Annotated in this window: 27 protein-coding genes; 16 read left to right on the top strand and 11 right to left on the bottom strand. The window is 36.7% G+C overall.

The annotated features are described in order from the left end of the window. Positions 1-50: 50 nt before the first annotated feature. Complete coding sequence (locus tag DFQ12_RS04140) at positions 51-1,523, top strand: WG repeat-containing protein (protein WP_120257742.1); 1,473 nt, start codon at positions 51-53, stop codon at positions 1,521-1,523. Positions 1,524-1,754: 231 nt separating this feature from the next. Here the strand turns inward: DFQ12_RS04140 and DFQ12_RS04135 are convergent, their stop codons facing one another. After that, entirely contained in the window at positions 1,755-2,459 is a 705-nt protein-coding gene (locus DFQ12_RS04135) for a hypothetical protein (RefSeq protein ID WP_120257741.1), read from the bottom strand. A 200-nt stretch (positions 2,460-2,659) separates the two neighbouring features. Then, positions 2,660-2,875 (bottom strand): hypothetical protein, encoded by a 216-nt coding sequence (locus DFQ12_RS27900; RefSeq protein ID WP_147420323.1) that lies wholly within the window; start codon positions 2,873-2,875, stop codon positions 2,660-2,662. A gap of 419 nt (positions 2,876-3,294) precedes the next feature. On the opposite strand from DFQ12_RS27900, the gene DFQ12_RS04125 reads away from it, so the two are divergent. Further along, entirely contained in the window at positions 3,295-4,287 is a 993-nt protein-coding gene (locus tag DFQ12_RS04125; protein WP_120257739.1) for a hypothetical protein, read from the top strand. A gap of 79 nt (positions 4,288-4,366) precedes the next feature. Here DFQ12_RS04125 and DFQ12_RS04120 read toward each other — a convergent pair whose 3' ends face one another. Further along, the gene (locus tag DFQ12_RS04120) at positions 4,367-4,606 is read right to left on the bottom strand and encodes a hypothetical protein (protein WP_120257738.1); all 240 of its coding nucleotides are present in this window, start codon (positions 4,604-4,606) and stop codon (positions 4,367-4,369) included. 103 nt (positions 4,607-4,709) lie between these two features. Between DFQ12_RS04120 and DFQ12_RS04115 the strand changes: the two genes are divergently transcribed. Continuing rightward, complete coding sequence (locus DFQ12_RS04115; RefSeq protein WP_120257737.1) at positions 4,710-5,195, top strand: hypothetical protein; 486 nt, start codon at positions 4,710-4,712, stop codon at positions 5,193-5,195. A gap of 56 nt (positions 5,196-5,251) precedes the next feature. Here the strand turns inward: DFQ12_RS04115 and DFQ12_RS28620 are convergent, their stop codons facing one another. Beyond that, positions 5,252-5,491 (bottom strand): DUF3885 domain-containing protein, encoded by a 240-nt coding sequence (locus DFQ12_RS28620; RefSeq protein WP_425275569.1) that lies wholly within the window; start codon positions 5,489-5,491, stop codon positions 5,252-5,254. A gap of 104 nt (positions 5,492-5,595) precedes the next feature. Here DFQ12_RS28620 and DFQ12_RS04105 point away from each other — a divergent pair, with 104 nt between their 5' ends. Continuing rightward, complete coding sequence (locus DFQ12_RS04105; RefSeq protein WP_120257735.1) at positions 5,596-7,812, top strand: S41 family peptidase; 2,217 nt, start codon at positions 5,596-5,598, stop codon at positions 7,810-7,812. Between the two features lie 164 nt (positions 7,813-7,976). Here DFQ12_RS04105 and DFQ12_RS04100 read toward each other — a convergent pair whose 3' ends face one another. From DFQ12_RS04100 to DFQ12_RS04085, 4 genes are all read right to left on the bottom strand, one after another. Beyond that, positions 7,977-8,489: a ClbS/DfsB family four-helix bundle protein gene (locus DFQ12_RS04100; protein ID WP_120257734.1), complete on the bottom strand. Its 513-nt coding sequence runs from the start codon at positions 8,487-8,489 to the stop codon at positions 7,977-7,979. A gap of 698 nt (positions 8,490-9,187) precedes the next feature. Beyond that, complete coding sequence (locus tag DFQ12_RS04095) at positions 9,188-9,964, bottom strand: energy transducer TonB (RefSeq protein ID WP_120257733.1); 777 nt, start codon at positions 9,962-9,964, stop codon at positions 9,188-9,190. A 9-nt stretch (positions 9,965-9,973) separates the two neighbouring features. Further along, positions 9,974-10,744: a tRNA(His) guanylyltransferase Thg1 family protein gene (locus DFQ12_RS04090; RefSeq protein ID WP_120257732.1), complete on the bottom strand. Its 771-nt coding sequence runs from the start codon at positions 10,742-10,744 to the stop codon at positions 9,974-9,976. Then, on the bottom strand, positions 10,734-11,180 hold the full coding sequence (locus tag DFQ12_RS04085) for an AAA family ATPase (protein WP_120257731.1): 447 nt from the start codon (positions 11,178-11,180) through the stop codon (positions 10,734-10,736). The genes DFQ12_RS04090 and DFQ12_RS04085 overlap by 11 nt, the downstream gene beginning before the upstream one ends. Before the next feature lie 181 nt (positions 11,181-11,361). On the opposite strand from DFQ12_RS04085, the gene DFQ12_RS04080 reads away from it, so the two are divergent. The 9 genes from DFQ12_RS04080 (at position 11,362) to DFQ12_RS04035 (ending at position 18,056) form a co-directional block, all read left to right on the top strand. After that, positions 11,362-11,757 carry a DUF6896 domain-containing protein gene (locus DFQ12_RS04080; protein ID WP_120257730.1) on the top strand — a complete coding sequence of 132 codons (396 nt, stop codon included), beginning with the start codon at positions 11,362-11,364 and terminating at the stop codon, positions 11,755-11,757. Between the two features lie 37 nt (positions 11,758-11,794). Then, positions 11,795-12,181, top strand: a complete 387-nt coding sequence (locus tag DFQ12_RS04075; protein ID WP_120257729.1) for a DUF7674 family protein — start codon at positions 11,795-11,797, stop codon at positions 12,179-12,181. A gap of 79 nt (positions 12,182-12,260) precedes the next feature. Continuing rightward, positions 12,261-12,734, top strand: coding sequence for a hypothetical protein (locus DFQ12_RS04070; RefSeq protein ID WP_120257728.1), 474 nt, complete (start codon positions 12,261-12,263; stop codon positions 12,732-12,734). A 163-nt stretch (positions 12,735-12,897) separates the two neighbouring features. Next, on the top strand, positions 12,898-13,596 hold the full coding sequence (locus tag DFQ12_RS04065) for a suppressor of fused domain protein (RefSeq protein WP_208642431.1): 699 nt from the start codon (positions 12,898-12,900) through the stop codon (positions 13,594-13,596). A 95-nt stretch (positions 13,597-13,691) separates the two neighbouring features. After that, positions 13,692-14,735 (top strand): SMI1/KNR4 family protein, encoded by a 1,044-nt coding sequence (locus DFQ12_RS04060; protein WP_120257727.1) that lies wholly within the window; start codon positions 13,692-13,694, stop codon positions 14,733-14,735. A 209-nt stretch (positions 14,736-14,944) separates the two neighbouring features. Then, positions 14,945-15,625, top strand: coding sequence for a hypothetical protein (locus DFQ12_RS04055; protein WP_120257726.1), 681 nt, complete (start codon positions 14,945-14,947; stop codon positions 15,623-15,625). A gap of 180 nt (positions 15,626-15,805) precedes the next feature. Beyond that, positions 15,806-16,246, top strand: a complete 441-nt coding sequence (locus DFQ12_RS04050; protein WP_120257725.1) for a hypothetical protein — start codon at positions 15,806-15,808, stop codon at positions 16,244-16,246. A 424-nt stretch (positions 16,247-16,670) separates the two neighbouring features. Continuing rightward, the gene (locus DFQ12_RS04040) at positions 16,671-17,456 is read left to right on the top strand and encodes a DUF3108 domain-containing protein (protein ID WP_208642430.1); all 786 of its coding nucleotides are present in this window, start codon (positions 16,671-16,673) and stop codon (positions 17,454-17,456) included. Positions 17,457-17,648: 192 nt separating this feature from the next. After that, complete coding sequence (locus DFQ12_RS04035; RefSeq protein ID WP_120257723.1) at positions 17,649-18,056, top strand: DUF4345 domain-containing protein; 408 nt, start codon at positions 17,649-17,651, stop codon at positions 18,054-18,056. A 390-nt stretch (positions 18,057-18,446) separates the two neighbouring features. Here the strand turns inward: DFQ12_RS04035 and DFQ12_RS04030 are convergent, their stop codons facing one another. Then, a complete protein-coding gene (locus DFQ12_RS04030) occupies positions 18,447-19,013 on the bottom strand; it encodes a fasciclin domain-containing protein (RefSeq protein WP_120257722.1) in 567 nt (188 codons plus the stop codon). A 292-nt stretch (positions 19,014-19,305) separates the two neighbouring features. Between DFQ12_RS04030 and DFQ12_RS04025 the strand changes: the two genes are divergently transcribed. Beyond that, a complete protein-coding gene (locus DFQ12_RS04025; protein WP_120257721.1) occupies positions 19,306-20,037 on the top strand; it encodes a COG4705 family protein in 732 nt (243 codons plus the stop codon). Positions 20,038-20,269: 232 nt separating this feature from the next. On the opposite strand, the gene DFQ12_RS04020 is transcribed toward DFQ12_RS04025, so the two are convergent. Further along, on the bottom strand, positions 20,270-20,587 hold the full coding sequence (locus DFQ12_RS04020) for an EF-Tu C-terminal domain-related protein (protein WP_120257720.1): 318 nt from the start codon (positions 20,585-20,587) through the stop codon (positions 20,270-20,272). 528 nt (positions 20,588-21,115) lie between these two features. On the opposite strand from DFQ12_RS04020, the gene DFQ12_RS28070 reads away from it, so the two are divergent. Both DFQ12_RS28070 and DFQ12_RS04010 read left to right on the top strand, forming a co-directional pair. Then, entirely contained in the window at positions 21,116-21,268 is a 153-nt protein-coding gene (locus DFQ12_RS28070; protein WP_167457189.1) for a hypothetical protein, read from the top strand. Positions 21,269-21,459: 191 nt separating this feature from the next. Then, positions 21,460-23,955: a cation-translocating P-type ATPase gene (locus DFQ12_RS04010; RefSeq protein ID WP_120257718.1), complete on the top strand. Its 2,496-nt coding sequence runs from the start codon at positions 21,460-21,462 to the stop codon at positions 23,953-23,955. Between the two features lie 485 nt (positions 23,956-24,440). On the opposite strand, the gene DFQ12_RS04005 is transcribed toward DFQ12_RS04010, so the two are convergent. After that, positions 24,441-25,349 carry an SMP-30/gluconolactonase/LRE family protein gene (locus DFQ12_RS04005; protein ID WP_120257717.1) on the bottom strand — a complete coding sequence of 303 codons (909 nt, stop codon included), beginning with the start codon at positions 25,347-25,349 and terminating at the stop codon, positions 24,441-24,443. Positions 25,350-25,430 lie beyond the last annotated feature (81 nt).

Below are 25,430 nucleotides of genomic sequence, written 5' to 3'. Positions count from 1 at the left end.
GACGGGACAGATAAATTAAGTAGATTTAATTTCTATAAACAACTTCTTATATGAAATTTCCATTGTTGTTATTGCTATTGATCGGGTATTATTCGGTCGCATTTGCACAAAAAGAAAAAAAGCACTTGGCCTTGGTTCGTCTAGATGGAAAATGTGGATTTATTGATGCTTTTGGTCGTGAGGTAATTCCTCTTGTTTATGACGATGCCGGTTCTTGGGGAAATAACCTTGTGCCCGTAAATATAGGTAAGTATGTGCCTGATGCCGCTCCAGTATTGCTAGTTTCACCATCGAACGTAAGCCCAAAAGATTCTGTCAAGCGTAATGAGCAATACAAAACCGTCGATATAAAAAAAGAAGGAATGGGCAAATGGGGCTATTGCGATACATCCGGTGCATTGGTTATTCCTGTTCAGTTTACGAATACCACTTTTTTTAATGAAGGAATTGCGGGCGTTGAGATAAATGGTAAATGGGGTTTTATCAATACCAGCGGAAAAATAGTGGTACAGCCAGTATATGATAAGATAGGACATTTTTCACAAGGACTAGCAGTAGTGGCTAAAAATGACCTGTATGGCTACATCAATTTAAAAGGCGAAGAAGTGATTAAGCTTCAATATGCAAATGCAAAAGCCTTTGAAAACGGGTTTGCGCAAGTGTGGGAGAAATATACTTCCAAAAAATATAATAAAAGTAGCATTGGCAGGATCATCAACCTGAAAGGCGAAATAGTTACGGATGCCAAATATGATATAGATGATACTTTTTCGAATGGCTTGTTCAGCTTTTGGCTGCCAGAAGGAGAGTTGCTCCTTGGACTAATGAATACCAAGGGTCAAATGGTCACGTCGCCAATTTATAAAGAGATTTCAAGCTTTAACAATGGTTTAGCCAGGGTTATGGTTTATAAGGAAGATAAGAATTTTAAAGAGTTTTATCCCAACTATGGCTATGTCAATACAAGCGGAAAAGAGGTGGTAAAGCTAGGTCTGGCCAAAGCGACCGAATTTTATGATGGTATGGCGGTAGTAGCGAGGTTTGACAATAAAGACGACGGGGAATTGGACCACGCCTTGATTAATACCAAGGGAGAATTTGTGCTGGGTTACAATTGGAAACAGCTCGTACTTTTAGACAGTAAACATCTTTTGGCTATTAGCGTTAAAAATCCAGGTGAAACCCTAATTATCAATGCCCAAGGAAAGAAGATTTTATCCCTTGAAAAAGAAGATAAAGGGCTTGCCGACTTAGGAAATGGTTTGTTTGCCTTAATGAATGCTGGCGGCGAACCATTGGGACTTGTCGGTTTAAACAAACAAATACCTTTTGATGCTAGCCAAAACAAAGGTCGAAAATACATGTCATACCAATTTGGTTTAATCCAGTTTCGCGATATCAGTAATAGTAACGAACAGTTATCCCATTTCAAAATAGGGCTTATCAATCTAAAAGGAAACGTGGTGGTTAAGCCTAAATACGACGAAATATCAAATTTTGAGCCGACAGATAATACATTGTAAGGTTGACCTTGAAGAGCTGCTAGAAAAGCTTATAAGGTTATGCAAACCAATTTAAAACCCTGCATAATGTAAATGGAATATCGTTTACAAAATGATTTAATATAATAATATGTTGCGCAGTACCGGGAGGGTAACACCAATTGTGTCAGATAAAAGTTTGATAGGGGCAGGCCTCGAAGTCTGTGATTTCGGTTGGTCCTTATCTATCGCTTAGTAACCATATTAGTGTTCCTACTTTGTCCCCAATATGCTAACAATTTCCTGCTCGGTCAAACTTATGGTCCTTGTATTCTCTTCACAGACTTCGAGCTCCAAACAATTTCTATCTGTCCAACGTATCGCGTTGCAGGTTCCGTCTCCATATTGGTCAGCTAATACCTTATGGAGATTTTTAAACGTTAAGGGGAGCATCTCCGGATTAGTAAAATCACCAACTGTTATCGTAGCGCAGTTCATCAAATCTTGTCCGTTAATTGCAATGAGATTATTTATTGGATTATAAATCCATTCTTTTATATACCAGAATTCATTGTCACAATCTTCATCCGATTCTTCGTCAATCCGACATTCACTAACAAATTTATATTCTTCGCTTTTTGTAATGTTAAAAATAGAAAACTCCATCAAGTCATTACCCACAATAAAGTACTCATTGTTGTTTGAATGCTTGATATATTGATGGAATAATTTCCCAAACGCATATCTAGCAGTAAATATTTCATTACCGGATTTGTCTTGCAGTGTTATATTTTGACAACTAATTGATTTTCCATAATTGTGTGTGATATCATAAGAATGATTGTAATTGTCTATAATCAATTTGATGTTTTCTGTCAAAGAATGGATTGCTTGTTTTATAAAATAGGTCTTTTCAAAAATGTAATTGTATTGTTCCAAATATTTTTCATAAGCAATACTGTTGGCATAGTTCTTCATTCTACTAAGTTCCCTCCACTGTTAAATATATTCAAAATCAGTAAATGAAAAAAATCTACTTCTGAATTTGATTTTGCATCCCTATGAAGGAGATGTAATGCATAAGGATAATTTGGATGTAATAACTATATATAGTCCAGCTGCTATAGTTATAATTGCGGCAATAATAAGTTTACTAAATTGCATTTCAAGAGTGATCGTTAATTCTCTTCAGCTTTTTTCATAATATAAATAATTCCAGAAGTTCCGCCGGAGCCGTTATAGTTATCAGTTAGATCGAATGTATTTACTAATTCATAGCCAATTTTAGACATATAATTCAATATGGAAGCATACGACTTTTTATTGGTCAATATTTCGGAAAGCTTTTCACCTTCCGCGATCTGTTCATCTGAGTCACCTAAGTCAACTTTCACCTTTAGTTTTTTTGATAGGAATTTTCCTTCTACACGTATATAGGCATACGAGAAAGTGTTATGTATTTCATTATTTGCAGAGTTGGTAGTGGATTGGGCAAAGCTACTAGTTAGGCAACAGATAGTAAGAAAAATAATTAGAGATAATTTATACATAATCGATTTTATTTTAATAATAAGACCATTGAATTTACAAAAGAGGATTTAAATAGACAAAATATATAACTCAGTAACTATAATTTCCATACCTATTTTGTACCTTGATAGCACATGAATAATCTAGCTATAAGGAAGTCAAAATATTATAGGTAATAATTCAGCTTATAGGACAGTCCTGCAGATTGGGATCATTTTTTTTGCACTATGGAAGACGCGATTGAAAACTGTCAAAGAACTAGTAGACACATTATGAAACTCTGATGAAGAAATTATATTTGATCGTATTCGCGCTTTTTGTGCTGCTTATTGTCATTCTTTTTTTCAGTCGCTTAATGGTTGCCATTGTACCGATTATCGGTGCAATTATAGTTTGGTTTGCCAGCAAAACTTCAATTAAGCTTATTAAAACCACGTTGACGCCGATCAATGCCATTAAGGAGGGGTTAGTTAAGTTACGCGGTACGATCACTGCTCCCGAAACCTTTACCACGCCATACTTTAAGCAAGAATGTATTGGCTACCATTATAAAAAGGCAAACGTAACTTACGACAGTGAAACAGGTACAGAACATGAAAACAATGCAACCATTGAAGAAGAATTTCAAGACTTTGTTATCACGGATAGTACAGGAACAATCAAGGTGACTTCACAGCGATTTAACCTCTCATTTTTACCAGTTAAAACAGACACAGTTCATAACATCAAATATGGAGAGGATGATGTAAAACACAGCGAAAGAACGCTAAAAATAGGTGATACAATTTCGGTAATGGGCTATGCACAGAAAAATGCAGATGAAAGTTTCGAAATAATTGAACAGCTCAATAATCCTGTGGTGATCAGCAATGCTGCTTTCGAAAATAATAGCCGAAAATCATTCAAGGTTTTCAAGTATCTATTGCCTTACATTTTGCTGATGTACTTTTCGGTCAACTATTTTGTGTTTTTTGCTCCAGTAAAACACTGGCCGCAGAATGATGCCTTAGTGGTATTTGGCTTCTTTGGCGTGCCTATCTTAGGGTTGATATTTGGTATTATAGGCAAAAGAGGAACTGGATATCTCAATGTATCTTTCGCTGTTTTAGGGGGAACACTTCTTCTCGTTTCTTTACTAACTTTTCCCTTGTTGTGCCTGCTTTTTATGACTAAAACAGCATTCTACACTATCGTTTGTGTATGGCTTTGCGTTTTCATTTCTATCTTACTGGGTGTAGGCATCAACCACAAAAAACTGACCGATCTCAACGAATAAAATCTCAAGACAAGTCCAAATTTGAGATTTAATGCAAATTTTTATTTTCGAATATACTCGGTGTAGCTTTTGATGTACATTACCTTGATTCAGGTGTATTCCATTGTGGGATGCCGATAAACATCTCGTTTATAAATTGTTCTGTATATCGCTGCATTCCGGCTTCTTCCTTGTCAAAGTAAGCCTTTATTTTTGAGCAAACTTTAGGATTGTAGCAAAACTTGACTCGCAGGTTTTCAACCCATTCGGCCCGGATTACAATAGTAATCAACCTTTTTGTATCACGGGCCAAACCAATTACGATAATATCTTTGCTCATTCCGGCAAACCAATCAATTTATCGCAGTCATGAATTGTCATCGGGATTATACTTCCTATGATGTATACCTATTGCAACTCCAAATCCAACAAGTGTGGACCATATGATGACAATACTTTCACGGCCGTTTAGGAATGTGAATTTAGATAGGGGATGGGCGTGTATATATTCTGCTATTGGCCATACCAGTAAAGATAGCCCAATTATTATTGCCATTGAAAGCCAAAACCTTGGAAAAGTCAGGATGACATTTGTATTTAGTGTAAATAGTATTGCAGCTAGCGCCGAACCAATATACATGGTATACAATCCCATCGGGAAAAGAATAGATACAGTGGTGCCAACTGTCATTACAAAGATGACAATACTCAAAAAACAATGTAGCAATATACCGGTCAATTTTTTTGGAAAACTGATCTTATCAAAATTACTTAATGACACGGCTAATGACATTAATATGGGCATAAGGATAAGTGACCAGTCCCATTTAATGCAAACTAAAAAAATTATGCTGGCCAAAATGCAGCAAAGCGATGTCATAGCTATTCTGATAATTTGCATACACCTATTTTTAGATTTAAGTTCCTGAATACCGATCCATTTTTCCTTCGTACCAATTTACACAAACAAAATTGTAATCTGATTTTATAAGAAGAGCTTTTCTATTTGTGCCCTGTCATAGTCAAGAATCCAGTCTTTGAGGTTTTCGTCAATTGGTTTCAGTGTTTCAATATTAGTAGCGACAAGATCAAGACCTCTGTTATTGTACATATTAAAAATAAGTTTTTTATTGATGTTTATAAAGTAAATCTCTTTGTTCGAAATTATATGATTATATGCTAACCTCGGGAATCTTGAAGGAAAGTCCTGATTTGCAATTGCCAATAAAAGGCTATATTAATTCAGAACCTTTGACTTCTAATTTAATATTATTTAACGTTACAACATAAGTATATTATCTATATTGTATTCGATAATAAACCTGTATTATGAAGAAAATAATATTGTCTTTTCTGTTGACCTTTGTTTTGACTATCTTACTTTCAGTTTTTACCTATGCGCAACAGATCAAATCCTATAATGTTGATCAGCAGATTATTAAAAACGGGCTGCCTGCAGATTGGTTCTTAGCAGAGTCCCGAGGCTATTCTTTCACCATTGAAAGACATAGCAAGGACGCTGATAAAACACAGTTAAAAATTAGCAGTGTACGCGATAGCAATGGGTATTCAGGTGTTTTGATGCTGAATATCCCTGAAAACCTAGAAGGGAAGGAAATTGCTTTTGAAGGAAAAATCAAGACAGAGCATATAGCTCCTGATGGATTTGCCGGATTATTTCTCCAATTAAAACCCAAAGTTGACGTCGAGAATATGGAGTCCCAGAAATTGAATGGAACACATGACTGGGAAACATTTGGTGTCAGGCTTAAGTTAAAACCAAAGGAAACACGGAGTATTGCCATTGGGACCTTTATCGTTGGTAAAGGGACAGCCTGGTTCGCCGATCTTACCCTTAAAATAGATGGTAAGGATTATACCAAGGCGCTGCAATACCCAAGCATAAACAAAGCAGATACTATCTATAATTTCAATTCACAGTTGAAGGAAATTTCACTAACGACTGATAATATTGCTAAGTTAGCCCATACAGCTCAGATCTGGGGGATGTTAAAATATTTTCATCCTGCCGTTACTTCGGGGGAATGGGATATGGATACGGAGCTTTTCAAATTTATTCCAAACCTGCTGGCAAGCAAGGATCAGGCCAGTACCGAATACCTTTTGAGTGAATGGATCCAGCATTTTGGCCCCTTTCAACCATCTGTGGAGCAATCGACCATTGCTGCAGAAAAAATTGCAGCAGCAGCCAACAATGAATGGATAGATAAATTGCCCTATACCAATAAGCTCAAAGAAAAGCTTACAGCGCTGTCCCGTGTGATACCAGTAGTGCCGAACCAATATATAGACTATTTTGAAGGTGCTGGCAACCCCCAGTTTCATGAATACAGTTATAAAACTGTTCAGCTTTCTGACGTAGGTTTTCGACTTTTAGGGTTATTCCGATATTGGAATGCCATGCAATATTTTAACCCTAACCAAAAGCTCTCCGCACAACCATGGGATCAAGTATTGACAGATTTTATACCGCTATTTGTCGGAGCGAAAACCAAAGCATCGCTGGATGGAACTTATCTCAAGCTTTTTTCAAAAATCAATGATACCCATGCATTTTCTTACCTTTCAGACTACTATCATAAAGATATATTTGGTCCACGCGCTGTAGGATTTATGAGCGGTTTTATTCAGAACCAGTTGGTGGTCACAGGGCTGTCAGATGATCAGTTCAAAACTGGGCAGGAGTTACAGGTCGGCGATATTATTATGGAGATTGCTGGAAAGCCCGTTTCGGATATGATTGATTCATTGGGACCATATGTCGCTGCTTCCAATGAAAGTGCACTAATGCGTGACCTTCCGAGTCGGATGTTAAGAACTGCAGATTCCCTATTAATGTTGAAGATTCACCGCGAGGGTAGGGAATCGGTTTTTTATATCCCCACACGTGCTATCGAATCAATAAAATATACGGATGCAGACCCCAAGCCTGCGATCCGGAAAATGAAAGACGGCATTTTGGTGGTCGATATCGGTGTCTTTAAGGATTCAGATACCCAACGGCTAAAAGACAGCCTGCAAGGACAACGTGGGCTTATCTTGGACTATCGTAATTATCCTTCGGCGAGCATGCATGATGAATTGCGTGATATGATTTTTCCATCAGAAAAAGACTTTGTAATATTTTCGACGAGTAAAGGTATGCGTCCCGGACAGTTTAAATACACTGATCCCGTCAAGGCAGGTGCTGTAAATCCGAAAGCTTTTACCGGTAAAGTCGTTATCTTGGTTAACGAGCGCGCTCAGAGCGCATCTGAATTTCAGGTAATGGCATTTCGTACTATACCCGGATCTATGGTTGTTGGCTCTCAGACAGCGGGAGCGGACGGCAATATCAGTTGGATTCCACTTCCACTGGGCTATTCAACAGCTTTTTCGGGTATAGGAGTGTATTATCCTGATAAAAGCGAAACACAGGGGATAGGTATTGTACCCGATAAGATTGTATATCCCACTATTGAGGGGATACGGAAGCATCAGGACGAGGTACTACAGGCAGGTATTGATTTGATAATAAAACAATAGGCAAAAGTTTTCATGCCATCAGATCGCAGATACAATAAAGCAATTTACTTCCGCAAGTCAAGATCATTATGAAAATGGAGTTAGGGATAATTAATCTTCATGCAATCCGAAGTAATCAGGATTGATTTTCAAGTTTTTAAATCCTGTCCGTTTGGGCAGGTTTTTTATTTGATGTTATGTACTTTTTTCCACTTACGAATCCTCCCTCTTGCATTGGTATAAGGCGAAGACGTGTTAAACTGAATCATTCTCCCCAAAGTCCATTTCTCATACCAGGGAACTTCATATAATTCAGTATTAGATTTTTGCTCAATTAGATAAAGAATTTTAGAAACCGTTTCATCTGATTTACTACACAATGTATTGAAATCAATGCCTTCATAATCTTTGTAAAACTTCTGAGCCAACTTGCCGAGTTCATTCCACTTATAGCCTGTTTCAGGAAAATCTACTGGCTCATTAATATCTTTTTTGCGATTCCATTTAAGCACCAATTCTCCCCATCCAATCAAATAAGAAACAAGGTTATTGATACTCATTGTAGTATCTTTTGCATGTCCTTCTAAATCTGCGATGTTAGTTAATTCAACAGGTATGGTCGATAATTCATTTTTCAGCTTGTTGTAATTCGTTTCAATAGCTTTTCGTAATTCTTCTTTGTTAACTGGTACAGCCATAATCGGGCGAAATAGATTTTTACCAAATTTACAAAAGCTATTAAAGAGTTTACTTAAAATAAGAAATGATTTGCTTTCGCATATATACCATTTTAAGACGTGTTGGCGAACGTTATTCCAATTATTCAAATGTAAAATTTAAATTCTCGGTAATGTACCTTAGGCAATCGCGGTCTATGAATAAAGCACAAAAAGCCAAAATTACAAAACAGATATGTACAAATAGGGGAGCGTTAATTCTCTTCATTATCTATATTACGTTTGTGGAATCTCAATGTCTTAATCGCTTTAAGAAGATCCTCTTCGTTTTGCATTTTTAGATCTGCTCGGTAAAGATTAAATCGGACTTTTGAAGAGTCTGCCCATAGGCTGCCAATGTATATCCCAGTCGTACCTTTTCCAGATATCCTAGGAAATACGATTTTGGCTCTTCTGTTATCAATGGTATCCCAGGATACAATAGCTTACTACTCTACTTCGAATTGTCCTTTTGTATGATATGTTTTCAGTAAAGAAGTCTTTTATCCAAAGTTTTTGCTATCTCACAAATGTACCCGTCGTGGTGGCGGGTCATCAGACTAAGTCCCTCAAAACTAACCATTGTTTCGATCTTGGTTTTCGTGATAGAGGTATATACCCTATGAGGAAATTTATACGTTTTTCCTAACCATAATAATTTGGTTTGTTCCACACCTTAATTATTTAGTTTTTCTTGCTTTGTTTTCTAATTTTAGCATCCCTGCGCTAAACAAGAGCGGGAAGGTGTATCCGCATTTTACAGCAAGCCCATTTTGATATCCAGGTTTCCATGACCTAGATTGCCTAATCAATTCCATCAGAGCTTCGCCTGTTTGATAACCAGTGTCTTTTGTTATCTGAAAATCACTAAGACTACCATCTTTCTCAACCGTAAAATTAACGATCAGTTTGCCGGTTACTTTTGCGTTCTTAGCAGCTCTCGGTGCTTTATAATTACTGATAATCCAATTTTTGAATCCATCTGGGCCATCTGGAGGCTCAGGAAATACCTCGTTCATTTCTGGAAGAGAATCGATGGCTATGTTTTTATTTATTCCCATCGATTTTGTCCGTTTCTTTTTAAGGAAATCCTTTGTACAGATAACAATGAGATCGTTCGGATTACAACCGATCTGTCCACCGTTTTTTATGTAATCAAAAGAAACAATCTGGTTTTTAATGTGAGCCAGTTTTTGATTGAGCTTGTCTTTTTCATTTACTGAATATCCCATCGCATCAATGACAAAATTAGTCTTTGGATCAGCATGCAAGAAGTCAATCAATGATTGATGATTGATCACAACTAAGTTATTACGTATGGAATCCAAAATAGAGGATTGGCCCACTGCCTCAGATAACATCGGTATCGATAAAATTAATAGAAATAGTGTCTTACGAATCCAGGAAATTTTCATCGTATTAGTAACAAATAACCACTTTGTAATTTGTACCATCATATTCCTGATTTATAGAATTTCGTTCTTTTGAATCAGCTCAGCGATATAACGATTATAGGCGTCTCCCATGGGCAGTTCCATATCGGCGGTCAATTGTCTCCGGGTTACCTCGACTGTTTCGTTTGATAGCGGATTGATGCCAGTTGATTTCACATTCTCCCAATATATTCCGATTCCTCTCTTTTGCCAGTTCGGTAGATCATTGAAATTTATGCCATACGTATGCAGCAATTCATTTTTCATCGAAACACTAAAACCTTCAATTCGTTTGGTAGCTTCATTTTTATTAAGCCCTTCTCGCCTTAGGTTCCAGTAACAATGTGCATTTAACGCATTTCTGTGCGCATCTTCATTCCGCCATCTGAAATAGTCTTCGACAAGCTGCGAATTGGGCAGTTCGGAAATTCTACAATCGAAAGCAGCGACATCGCCCAGCATTGAGGAGAATTTGGCACTTGCTTCACCAGCCAAGATAGAAATCAGTTTTCTGGTTTTTCGCCCAAAAGTATTCTCATGCAAGTGGAATAGCAACGAGATTTCATCGCTTTCAGTAAATCCATATATGATATTAAACCCGCAGCACATCAAGTGTTTGACTGTCTCGACCATCATATCCCTAAATTTCTCATCGAATGGCGCTTGGAAAGGATGTTTTTCTTTTGTCAGTTTAGTAAAATTCCTACCATCTATCCGCGCGACCATATACATTCCAGGTAGGACCTGCCTGTCCTGATAAGTCTCATAAATACGTAATTTCTTATCTAGATCATCAAACTTCATTTTGCCAGTCTTTAATTATAAATCCTTCTGCATCTAATGACACATAATATAATTTGTCAAAACCTTCATCGAGAGCTGGTATTTGTAACTTCTTATGCGTGCCGCGAATGCCGATATCAGGAATCCTTTCTTTATTTATCCTCGTACGATTTCTTTCCAGCGAGGACTGCAGGGTAGAGCTAAAGTAGTAGCCGATAACTTTGTATTTATATGCTTTAGCTATTTCAATATACTTTAAGCGGTCTAGCCTGGTCGGGTTAGTATTATCTACTACAAAAGCTTGCTGGCTTTCCAAACACGTTTTGATGAATCTATTTTCTTTATTGCGCGTATTGAGGAGATCCATCGAAATTCGAACATGGCTATTAAAGTGATTTTCTTTGTAGAAAGAACTCTTTCCGCTCGCTTGGATCCCGCAATAAATGATCATTTCCATCTAATAATAACTAAACTTTTCCCATAATGACGCGTCCAATAATAGTAATTTTTAAAGGTTATCTTTTCGCCTTCCCTAAAATATGGCTTCCTATTTTTGAATTTACAAAACAGGATTCAAAAGACAAAATATATAACTCAGAAGCTATAATATACGTATCCATTTTGTATCTTGATTGAGTATGATTAAACTAGATTTGAGAAAGGTATTACAGGACTATGTTTCTTTAATAGAAGACTTCAAAAGCCAGTTTTCTCCCGATATTAATGAGTTTGAACAAAAGAGTAGCCGGAATCGTTCGGGAAATATTGGTGAGTTCAAATACCATTTTCATGGTGCAGGCTGTCGTTTAGAGAAAGAAGGTATTGTATGTGAATTTGACTTTATGCCTACCAATGAATATCCCATTAAGTTTTCAATATGGAAAATGAGCGAATTTATTTTAACCAATAAGGCATATGGAATAGATAAATTGGAGGAATCGGAACTACATGAAGCACTACATCCACTCGTTGAAGACAGGACTCTTGTCAAATTGGTATTTGGTGGCGTGGTTTGGGAGATATATCAGATTTAGAACAAATTCTTATTTTTACTCATATTTGAAACTCCATATGAAACCATTAGAAGAAATTGATGTTTTTATTTTTGATACATTAATCGGTGTTTTGTTTGATAAAGTACCAGAGTATAAGGATATCGTTGAAATGGGAGAGTATAGTCTTTTCTCAGATCGCTCAACATATTTATTTATGAATGAATTTGCGACATATCTTGGTGGCCAGATCATAGCAGATTGTACAAGCCCTTTTGTCGAAAGATCATTTGATTATATTAATTTTATTGGACAAAGTCATAATAGTGAAATTATCAATATTGTGCATATTGGTATTCTTGAAATATTATATACAGAGAGGGGAGTTGATAGGCAATTTGTCAAGATGAATCTGAGCGAAAAGCTACAGCCCTATTTCGAAGCTTGGTCAAAATATTATAGGTAATAATTCTATAGTAAATGAATCCAAAATATCTGTTAACACTGTTTAACACTCCTAGTAAACTAATCATCTTCAAAATGTTATGAGAAAAGTAGTATTCAAAGACGTAGACGGAAAAACAAAAAAACTTATGCTTTGTCAGGCAGAAGGCGGAGTTTATCTTTTTGGGTATTACAGTTTACAGGACAGCTCTGCAGATTGGGATCATTTCTTTTGCACTATGGAAGATGCGATTGAATGTTGCTTTGAAGATTATGGCATTAATGAAGAGGATTGGATAATAATTGCAGACCAACCTAAAAATTGTCAACAGGACTTTATTATTCCAACAAGGATAGAAGGCAGAGAAGCCGGAAAGCCTGCGTTTGGACAATTACAACAATTTATTAAAGGACAGTGGGTTGATTATATCATAGCGGAGAAATGTATGAGTTTTGATGGACTTACAGATGATCAAAGATTACTGACTACCGGACTTGTATTTGAGTATGAAAAGGCTTTAAATGGCGATAAAGCAAAAACAATAAAAATTTTGACAGCATTAAACTTTGAATGACCTTCGATTTATCCAATTATTGGATAAAGTTAGAAATTTTGAAGGTTCATAACAGATACACGCGCTACTTTGCAAAACCCTTAAAATACTATCAATTTTCCTAGGCAAAATATCAGCTAAAATATTTGCAATTGTCCAGTATATTTGAAAAAGAATATACTCGATGGGAATACACGATCAAAAGGTAGAAATTCTTTTTTATTTTTTGCTGAAACTTCCTTATATTGATGTCAGGCCGGCTATTAGGTCCGGTGTTAAAAATGGCAATGAAAAAATGTTCAAGAAACTATTTCAAAAACAGACAACACCCGCGGAGCGATACTTAAATCATCTGAATAGCGTATTTAAGAAAACACCACTTTTGTTTAAAGAAGACAGTTTAGATGAAGATCTTCCGGATGTTACAACAATTGTATACGAGAATATACCCGAAAAGGGCATGATTACATCATTTACATATGGTCTTTCCTTGGGACATCATCCCGATTGGCGAAATGGAAGGCCCGAACTTACATTAACAGTAAGATCAGATGACTTTGCCTGGGGGAGAGTGTCGGGTTACTTAGCAAACTGGCTACGAAATAAATGCCCTTTTTCCTATGGAAACCCTATCAATTTTGGGGAAAAGATTGCTAACGATTCCGAAATGGACGGTTTTTTAGTATTTGCACCATCCATTTTTAGAGACAAAAGTAACTATGAAAATATTGATATTGGTGCCGGATATAATATTTATATTAAAGGTATTTACCCCATATATGCAACGGAGATTGATGTTATCTCCACACTTGGATTAGAGAAATTTTGGAAACATCCTAAATTTGACCTTTATAATATTCATAGGGAGCGAATTTCTGGATAAAGTAAATCAATTACTTGCCTTGAAATCAAATTCAAAAAATCCTATACAAATTATGTTTAAAGACGACGAGACGGATATAATTTGATAGTAATTTTATGACAGACAAAAGCTTACAGAAATTAAGTCAACAAATAATTGATGAAACAGATGGGGGTAAATTTTCCAAACTGACAGAAAAATTGTTGAAAAAATATTCATCAACTGACAGAGAATATGTTTTGAATATCTTAACAGATTACGCAAGGAATGGACAAATTTTGCATTGGCGAAATTTTCTGCTGACGGATATTATAGAACTTGTAAACGAAGATGAAGCTAACTACGCTGACTTTTTCGAATGGTGTATCACTCAACCTGAATTAACCTATTGGGGCATTGACGGGCTATTAAAAACCAGCGGCAAAAAATCATTTCCGGCACTGATCGAAATTCTAAAAAACGAAAGTTTTAATACTTCAATCCGTGCAAAAGCAATTAAAAGTATCTCATTATTTAGCAAACAAGCTTTTGACCGAGAACTACCTAAAGACCCAGGATATTGGAAAGTAGCAGATTTAAGAATAGAAGAAATAGAAATCTGGCAGAAAAATGGCTTTCAAGACGGTGGTGGCTATCCTGAACCGAAAACTCATATTTCGCTAGAGAACCCAAAAACAGAACTTGAAAAAATTGCTTCAAAACTTAACAAAAAACTTGAAACAGAAAGAGCTAAAAACCGAGACCTATCAAACCCGACAAACTGGCTCGTTATTGCAGACGAAACCGACATTTTAAACATAGAGAAAAAATGGAAATTACCGGAAAATTATTTGTTGTTCCTTAAAAACTACTCGCCTTTAAACGTATTTATTGACAGCAAAAAATACTTTCAAGGTTTGCATTTATATGGAGCTTCCGACCTGATAAATAGACAGGAAGGCTATTCATTTAATCCGGTAACTAATAAATCAATTGCCGATTGGCCAAAGAATTTTGTTGTAATTGCTGATGCAGGAGCTGATCCGTATTGCATAGACATTAATGAAATAACGGAAAATGATGCACCAATTTATACAAGTATACACGGGAGTGGTGAATGGAAATTTGAATTATATGCAGACAACTTCCTAACCTTTTTAAAAGAAATTGCGGGGAAATAATATTGACAAATGGGCAAAGGGATGAGTACTCTACGGCATTGCTTGTTGATAATAAAGATGGTTTAGAAATACTGCAATTTTATCTATTAACAGGGAAAATGTATCAGGGTGTTGAATGGAGAGAAGAATAGATACCATTCAAATGGATTTTGCATCAAGCGGGTTGAACCCAAAACATATTACAAACAATAAACGAAAAAAACTTGTTTATGAAATTATATCCAATAATTGATGAGGTTTTTGAAGCACCTTCGACAATTTTCAAGACCATATTTTTTCCTCTATTGACAATCGACTTAAAAGACCTGAACAAAGGCGAAGGCAAAGTTCATTTTGTAACCGTTTGGGGAAATGGCGATCCTGACTTAAATTTCAAAGATGAGCTGTTTGATTTTAATTTTATCAAATTTGATTGGACAGGAGAAAAATATAAATTTAACGGAGACTTAAGCAGTATTGAAACGTTTGATAACTTAAGCGATTGGTACGCAGAAGCTGCGGAAGAATACGAACAGAACAAGACTGACTATCTAACACAGAAAGCATACGAAGAGGTCAAGAAAAGTTATTTTACGGTACAGAACGAACGTAGAAAGAGGGTTTCTTTTGAATATTATCATTATGTGAAAGGGCTTATCAATTATTGGGTAACAAGGGATAAATATCTGGAAACCGGCTTATTTGTTCAAGGCGGAGCATATACCAACTGTGACAGTAACCACGAGCGAAAAATATACGAGAAACTAAACTCTACAGGCGCCACAGCACGCGGCAACGAGTTGATAGGTAAACTTACAGGTTATAATTATAGCGGTTTCGGGGAAGACGAGATCAGTCTATACATCGACAGAAAACAGCAACAAGTTTTTCAAAAATTCAAATGGACCTAAAATATTAAACAAAAATGTCCGACTGGGACCTACATGGATACAACAATAGGAGAGGTAGCGAAGCGTCCGAAGGCTTTTATGTATTTAGCAGTGCCGCTAAATACATAAGAAAAGAAGTAGAACTCACGCATTGCTCTTGTCAAGTTTGTGTTCGGCGGTGTGGGAGGTTTAAAGTAAAAAATGAATAGACTAGCATCAGTTAACAAAAATTTATCAGCAGATCTCAATATTCTTTCTGATGAAGTAATCTTAAGAAGAGTTTATCAGTACACCCTTGATTTTTCTAATCAAGCGGTAGAATTGGCTGTAGATAAATCTGCTGAAAATATTATTTTGAAATTAAGGGCAAGTGATGATATTTCTCAAGATGAATTGAACTATCTTCAGGCCCTGGTAGAAAAACATGACGAAATTTATTTTGATTTGGAAGATGAAGGGAGTGATGAAGAAGCAGCCAGGGAATTTATTAAAGCTAGAGCTTTTGCTGCTGTAAGATTTCTGGCACAATATCGTATGATTGAAGATGTTAAATTACTCGAAGAAGCTATTTATGAGGCTTCGACTCTTTTAGAAGATCCAGCACCGTATTTCGATAAAATTGGACGCTTGCTAAAAAATTAAATTGTGTATAAAAAGGCTACTGTTAAAAATGGCTTTTGTACGCTAAATAGTTCGCATTATTCCGAAGAATCTTAGTTATTTAAATAAAAGATATGTCCAAAATAGTATTACTCGTAAATAGGGATGCTGTGTCTGCAAATATCCTTTTTTAACTTAAAAAATCTGGCCTGACGATACCTTTAGATTTCCTACAACTATCTTATCAAACCTTATTTCCGTGCCGAATTGCGCTACTTTTGTACCCGTCAAGAAACTTGCCTCAAATATATGTGGGAATGCCAGATATGTGTCCTGAATGATTATTTTCGGTATAGTATCTGTCAGGTCAAATTCGGCTGTGGGTACAAAAATCTTGACATAAATCAAGATTTATGAAAAACAGTTTCGAGAATTTTATATCATTAAACTTAAAATTTTTGAAACGATGAATGCACAAAAGATTGTCAAAGCGAGCAGTAAAATTTACATTTTAAAAAATAGAAATATGAAATTTATCTTACTTGCTTTAATGACTATTACATCACTAACAAGCAATGCACAAAATCTATTAATCCCCTCTAAAAAATCATTTGAAAAAAAGTGGATAAGAAATACTACTTACCAAATGGTTTGGTATACAATTAGAGATACTACGGAATACGAAATTGCAAAAGTCAATACCCAAATTGTGAAAGATAAATCGAAACTCACAGTTGTAACACGTGTGGTTATGAAAAATATGAAAACGGATTGGGTAGACTCAACAGTTGCAAACTTAAAAACTTTAAAGCCAATTAGACATTCTTCTTATAATATGCAAAGGGATATCGTATTGAATTTCGGAGAAGTTGTGACGGGTTTTTATAACGACAAAACGAAGAAAACTATATCTTCAGTGAGCGACACCACAAGGAACGAATATTTTGACAGCAATTTATATCCAATTTTAATTGGCTGGTTGCCGCTCAGGAATAATTATAAACAAGACATTTCAATATACAACTATAACCCAGCTGGCAAGACTGGTATGCTAAAAGCGTATTTAAAGAATGTAACAAGCAGTAGTTATCAAACTGAAAAAAATGGTATTAGAAATGTGTGGGTTGTTACTGTGTCAGACGAAATAGGAAATGGAGTAGTTACATATTACTTTGATAGAGTAGACAGGAAACTTTGGAAATATGAGATTGATGTAAACGGAAGTAAAATGATAATAAAGCTCATAGAATAAAAATAAAAAAGGTGATAAAAAAATACGGAGTTTCCCCCGGTTATCTCAAGAAATACCACACGGGTATATCGCTAATTATTTGCGAATGAGCCCCGAAACGTTACCACGATTAAAAAAGTCTTGACATGAATCAAGGTTTATGAAAAACAATTTTGGGAATTTTACTTCATCAAACTTAAAATTTATAAAGCGATGAATGCACAAAAAATTGTCAAAGTGAGTAGTAAAATTTATATTTTATTCTCGATCCTTTGTGTGTTATATGTAGGATTATTTTCTATGTATAGCCCGCAAGCAACAATGAAATTGGTTTCAACTGTATTGCCAAATAACGACGCAATAAGCTCTATAAGGGGTGTTTATGGAGGGGTTGGATTGGTTATTGTAGTTGCTTTGATTTATCTTTTAAGAAAGGATCTGAGGCTTGGGCTAATTTTCATTACACTTTTTTGGATTTCTTACGCCTTGTCCAGATTAATAACGCTTGTCGTAGATGGACCCTTAGGTGATTTTGGATTTCAATGGTTAATAATAGAATCCGTGCAAAGTATTTTGGGATTAGGATTGTTGCTACTTTTTAGGCTGTCAAAGAAAATTTAAAAGCCTATGTGTAAGTGTGCAAAAAATTCAAAAAGCTTAAAACTGGAGATAAATGTTTAGTTGACCTCCCAGCATTGGCGAATGACAGTTAATACATTTAAGATTGTCAATCAAATATTGGCAATAATAATCTAGGAATAGTTTAGGTTCAAATTATGCTAGTGTGAAGTTGTCATAACTCTAATCTATTTTTCAGTTGTAAATTTATTGCAACTGTCAGATTAAGTCCTGACTCCTTATCTTCACCTAATTGACTTAAAAATAAAACGAGCAATATTTGATATTGCTCGTTTTTTATTATAATTTCTACTATGCTATCAGATTAAGAAAGAATTGTTAAACTTGTCTCAACATAATACGTAAAATGATCGAATCGTATGAAGGCGATGCTTAGGGCATCAATACAGCATCGATTACATGGATCACCCCATTTGACTGATTGACATCAGCAACCGTTACCTTAGCACTATTACCTTGAGCATCTTTCACATATACATCTTTTCCTTTCATCCAAAAAGTAAGGTCGCCGCCCTGTACAGATTTGGCTATATACATTCCTTTGCCATCTTTAATTGCTTTGCTGATCTGTGCAGCGCTCCATTTTCCGGGGATCACATGATAGGTCAATATCGAGGTTAACTTAGCCTTGTTTTCGGGCAGCATGAGGTTGTTGAGCGCTTCTTTAGGTACTTTGGCAAAAGCGTTGTTCGTAGGAGCCAGTACTGTAAAAGGACCGGGGCCCGCTAAGGTTTCTACCAAGCCAGCTGCTTTTACCGCGGCTACTAAGGTCGTGTGATCTTTAGAATTGACCGCATTTTCAATAATGTTTTTGGAAGGATACATTGGTGCGCCTCCAACCATGACAGTTTTTTCCTTTGTTTGGGCCTGACTGACGTAAGTACTTCCCAATAATGTTACCGCGGTGGCCGTAATCCATAAAATTGATTTGAGTTTCATGATCTTTATTTTTTTGATTTATGATCTAAAAGTTTTATAAGATCATTTACGAACAAATAAAAAGTTTGGATTGCATTAGTGAACAAAATTTTTTATTTGCAAACTTTACTTTTCTGAAAGGTTGAAGTTCTTCTATACCGATTTCAATTAGCCTATAACATGTGAATTATAAATTCACTAATTTCTTCCTTCATCAATTTGCACAGATTGAGAGAATAAACGTTCTAAAATAGCGTTCTAACCAATTCTAACTTTCTTCAAAATTGAACGATAGCTTTGTTTAAAAAAGAAGATGAAGTATCTAAATAAAGTAGCGCCCATCACACTTTCGTTTTGGTTGATGAAAGTGGTGGCTACAACCTTGGGAGAAACCCTGGGTGATTTCATTTCCATGACGCTTAATTACGGCTATGTGGTAGGTTTAGCTATTACTTTAGTCATTTTAGTTGTCGCCTTGCTGATTCAGCTCAATGCCAAAGAATATGAGCCTGTAAAGTATTGGTTTGTTATAATAGGTACGACTACTTTAGGTACCGAGATCTCCGACTTTATTGATCGAACCCTACACATGGGTTATCTGTTTGGAAGTATAATATTAGCGCTCTGTCTTGTGGCCAGTTTACTCTTTTGGTATAGAAAATATAAAAATTTGGAAGTATATCCAATTGTTGAAAAGAAAAAAGAGTTACTATTTTGGATAGCTGTTCTGTTCTCCAATAGCTTAGGGACAGCATTCGGCGATTTTCTAAGTGACAACTTGGGACTGAGCTATCTACATGGGGCTATGGTAACTGGTAGTATAATCATATTGGTGGTGCTGTTACATTACTTCACCAAACTCAATCAAATCCTATTATTCTGGATTGCTTTTATTTTTACACGACCTTTTGGAGCAACTTTTGGTGATTTCCTTACAAAACCATTTGCAAAAGGTGGCCTCGAATTGAGCACGCTCTATGCATCATTGTGCTCTCTTGTTTTAATGACAATAATGATTGCTATAGCTCATAAAAAGAAGGCTTAGACAAGCGGATTTGTTATCTATTTTAGATTATTATCATCTTAAATGTTAGGGTTTTAATCTGTTTTACCTTCTTCTGAAACCTATAATGGTGTTTGAACTTGAAAGATCTTTTTTTGATTATTCGAAAAGAGGAGTAGGGAAGACCATACTTTTCCAGAATAGCATTTTTTATTAAATCACATTCCGATTCCCGTCCTGCTTGAGCGTGATCGAGCGTAACCGTTCACTTCGATCAATGACGTATTTTTAATGTATCATTCAATATTTGTAAGATCTTTCCTGTACCAATCACACGTGGGCCTTCCCGAAATTCAAACAACATACCTTCAGCTAGTCTTCCTTTAAAATATATGACAGCAGCTATCCGGATCGTAGCTTTGACTTCCTCCCCAGGATACACAATATCTTTATCGATAAATGTTTGCTCACCAGAAGTTTGCATTTCGTCAAAATCAAATTTGATCTGTGGTCTATATTTAGAGAAAGCAGGTGTCTCTCTTCCACCTTTTTGTGGTGTTCTATATTGGAGCTGCGCTATGAAATCAGACATATATCAAGACTTTTTTTAAAATTAATCAATTTAGTGCGGTCATGAACCTAAAAGCATAATGAAATATATTTCGATCTGAATGATAAAGGAGGATTAAATTATAATAATGCCATACTTCACATTCTTTTTTATAATCAATTCCCAAATCTTCGAATAAAAGCTTGATTTCATCAGGATAAATATTGTCTTTATTGTCAGAAAAGTTCTTGCAGTAATTACATCCGCAGATATCACTTCCTCCAAATGCAGTTTTTTGCAAGGAGAGTCTTTACGTCCAAATTATATTTTGCTAACACAATAAGTAGATCAAAGGCCGATTGCATTAAGCCAATTCCTTTAATATAACTTTATCGTTGTACATCATAGATTCCCGCCGGATCAAACCCCTATATATTGGACTGATATCGGAAATTGGGTCCACTATCTGTAATGAAAGTGACCACTATCATTATTAAATATCGCTGGAATCATGATTTAATAGTTTGGATCAGCCTAACTTTAGTACCAAAACCATTAAATAAATTTATTATGAAAACCACAGAAACAAATAGTAAGACCAAGCAATGTTCACTTGGATCGACAATAGAAAACTTTTGGACCAAGGATGAATCGTCTATTCAATTGGACAAAGTAAAACCTACAATTAATGCGAACCTTCAGCATTGGAGGCACTACGCGTAAAGATCCAGACAGACTTAAACATCCCGGTTAAAATATTAATCAAAGATGAACAGGTTGCGCTCACATAACTCAGTAGATTCACGCTATAACTATCTAACATCTACTTTATAAAATTCTGAAGAACATATTCTGGGAAATAGTGTTTCTTATACAGTCAGTAGAAAATCGTTTCTATATTAATCAATTTCTTTATGGCATATAATATCCCAAGTCATCTTAAAGGTCTCAATCAGGACGAAGTAAATCGGGCCAGGGCAAAATATGGGTATAACCAGTTGGTGGCAGGCCATAAAAGTACCTGGCTGGAATTGCTTTTGGGGATTTTAAAGGAACCCATGCTGATTTTGTTGATCGTTATATCACTGATCTACGTAATCGTGGGAAATTATGCAGAAGCGGCTTTTATGCTGGTGGCCATTGTGGCAGTAACAGCGATTTCGTTTTATCAGGACAACCGTAGCAAGAAAGCATTGGAAGAGCTTAAAAAACTAAATGAGCCCCTGAGTGTGGTCATCCGAAATACACAGGTGGTAAAGATTCCTACACGTGAAATTGTTGTTGGCGATCTTTGTATTACAGAAGAAGGGCGCATGATAAATGCAGATGGAATTATAGTGCACAGCAACGATTTTTCTGTCAACGAGTCATCCCTCACTGGAGAGAGTTTTTCAGTGTTCAAGGATAGTACGACAACCGATAATTTAGTTTATAGCGGCACAATAACAGTGTCGGGACTTGCTGTTTTTCAGGTACAAAAAATAGGCAAGGCGACACGTGTCGGCAAAATTGGCGAATCCATACGAACGATTAAAGAAGAAATCTCACCTTTACAGATTCAGATCCAGAAATTTGTCAAAGCAATGGCTGTCGTTGGACTTGTTATTTTCCTGCTGGTCTGCTTGTTCAGTTACCTGAATACGCACAATATCGTAGGGAGCCTGCTCAATGGGCTGACATTGGCGATGTCTGTACTGCCCGAGGAGATTCCTGTCGCATTTACGACATTTATGGCGCTGGGTGCATGGAAGCTTATGCGCGAGGGCATTATTATAAAAAGGAGTAGTATTGTAGAGACCTTGGGAAGTACAACTGTAATCTGTACCGACAAAACAGGTACCATTACGGCCAACATCATGCAACTAAAACATCTGTATGATTATCGTTCCGATACGGTTTATGCCGAAGGTGAATTTGACGACAAAGCCCTTAATGAACTTATCGACTATGCGATGTGGAGCAGTGAACCAGTGCCTTTTGATCCCATGGAAATCACTTTACATAAGATATACGAAGAAACGCAAAAAAATGATCTGAGAAGGAGTTATCAGCTGTTTCATGAATATCCTCTTGAAGGTAAACCGCCCATGATGACACACCTTTTTGAAAATAACGAAAAGGAGCGGATTATTGCCGCTAAGGGCGCGCCCGAGGCGATACTTAGCGTTTCCCAGCTCTCTGACGCCGACAGAGATAAGATAAGAGGGGTGATTGAAACTTTTGCTCGGCAAGGATATCGGATTCTTGGTGTCGCCAAATCACATTTTGAAGGAAATGACTTCCCCGCAAAACAGCAGGATTTTAAGTTTGAGTTTTTAGGGCTTACGGTTTTCTATGATCCACCTAAGCAGGGCATAAGGGAGGTCTTTCAGCACATCTATGCTGCGGGCATTAAAGTAAAGGTGATCACAGGTGATAATGCTGAAACAACAAAAGCGATCGCATTGCAAGCAGGAATTGTCAATGACACTCCGGCATTGAATGGTACTGAAATAGTAGGAAATACCGAAGGTGATATCATAGTGCTAGCAGAGCGGACAACGTTATTCACCCGAATGTTTCCCGACGCAAAACTTGCCGTTGTCAATGCGCTGAAAAAGAACGGCGAGGTTGTGGCCATGCTCGGGGACGGCGTAAATGATGGTCCGGCATTGAAAGCAGCGCATATTGGTGTGGCTATGGGCAGCAAAGGTACAGAGATCGCCAAATCAGCGGCATCATTGGTCATTACCAATGATGATCTACAGAAACTTATTGTTGGTATTGCCGCTGGCCGCCGGATTTATACCAATATCAAAAAGGCCGTACAGTATATTATTTCTATTCATATTCCCATTATTCTCACAGTATCCTTACCCTTATTTTTAGGGTGGATCTATCCACAGATATTTACCCCCGTCCATGTGATCTTTCTGGAACTGGTCATGGGACCTACCTGTTCTATTGTATATGAAAACGAACCTATCGAAAAAAACACGATGAATCAGGCACCAAGGGCGATGGGAAAGACTTTTTTGAGCATCAACGAACTGGGGATAAGCATCATTCAGGGAATAGCGATCACACTCGGAGTCTTGTTTAGCTATCAGTTGACTGCCCAGCATGGTGGGAGTGAAGAAAAGACAAGGGCCATGGTATTCTGTACCTTGATCTTCGCGAATATTTTATTGAGCTATGCTAACCGTTCTTTCTATTATAGCATAGTCGAAAGCTTTAAGAACCGTAATTTTTTATTGGTAGGAATCTCTTGTGCTGTGCTTATCTTGCTATTTATCATATTATATTGTAGACCAGTTGCTTCTTTCTTTGAGGTGACGGCCCTTAGCGGATCTGAATTGACTACAGCACTCGCTGTTGCTGCTGTATCTGTACTCTGGTTTGAAATTTACAAGCTAATTAGGCGAGCGTAGAGCATGTTTTTGTGATAATTTAATAGTTGTCAATATATTAGGAGAATTAATCAATTGTTAATCATATTGGTTGCCATAAACAAACGGCAGCGCCTTGATTTGTGATATATCAGCAAGGTTTTCGGTAATTGATCCCGACAGTATCAGGCAGTGGGACAACGGGAAGAAAATTTCCGATGAAGAACGAGCTTCTTTATTAGCAAAGATTATTGAACTGTATAAAAAAGCCTATAAAGATGATTTAACATGTTTGAAATTTTAGGAAAGGAGTTTTTAAAGGAGAAACATGATCTTAATTTTTGAATAAAATTTCAACACAGGCGAACAGGCGGAACACTATAAGACTCGAACAATATTTTGACGAAAAAAATAAAATCGCCCGGGATAATCGTCTCTCTTGGGATGTATCCAAATGCGAAACTGTCCATATAATCAGTAGAGCTTACTAAACTGCTGTTTACGCCAACTACGTGAAGACAGACAATTTATTCTACTCCCTTTGCACGCATTGGGAGGTAATAAATTGCTGTTGAAGCTGTGATAAATAGATCAGTTCGATCTTTGCCACCAAAACAGACATTCGATGTCCATGGTTCTTTTACCTCAATATGTCCTATCAATACGCCTATCGGACTATAGATAGAAACACCTTTCCCGGTAAGGTAAACATTTCCTCGATTGTCCAATGTCATCCCATCAGAGCCTTGGTCGATGACCGCCTTCTGTCCCCTGAGCTTACCGTTAGATTCAATGGTATACCTGTAAGTTTTATTTCGCACCCTATCCGCTACATATAGGTATTTTCCATCGGGCGATCCTACAATGCCGTTAGGCTTAGCTACGTCATCAGCCACTACAATTGGTTTTTTACCTTTTCCCGGAGGGAGGTAGTAAACTTTCTGCCCTTCTATCTCCGGTTTTTTTCTGACCCAATAGTCACGCTGGTAGTAAGGGTCTGTAAAGTAAATACCACCTTTCTTATCTGCCCAAAGATCATTTGGCCCATTCAGTTTCTTTCCATCTAGATCTGACAGCAGGACAGTAACTTTGCCATCATTGCTTATTGACCAAATTTCGTTTTTTTCATCTGCGCAGGCAAGTAGCTGACCGCGATGGTTAAAGTACAGTCCATTGGCACGGCCGGCTGAATCTTTAAAAAGAGAAAGACGACCTTCCGTATTGTATTTCCAGATTTTGTTATTGGGCTGGTCAGTAAAATAGATATTCCCGTCCTTGTCCACTGCAGGCCCTTCTGTAAACGCAAACTGCCGAGATATTAATTTCAGGCTGTCCTGATCAAACAATTGCGCCCTTACCTCTAAGCCTATTAATGAGAATAGTAATATGAGCAAGAATGCCGGATAGTACCTGCTGGAATTAATTAAGTGTAGCATAGTAAAAGTAATTAACTAAATTATCGTTTTTCCAAAAAAAATCAAGGAATGGTATTCAAGTATGAATAGTCTCTATTTCAA

Source organism: Sphingobacterium detergens (genome assembly GCF_003610355.1).
Taxonomy (GTDB): domain Bacteria; phylum Bacteroidota; class Bacteroidia; order Sphingobacteriales; family Sphingobacteriaceae; genus Sphingobacterium; species Sphingobacterium detergens.
The sequence above is the reverse complement of the archived record's forward strand: the minus strand, read 5'-3'. Positions and strand labels throughout refer to the sequence as shown.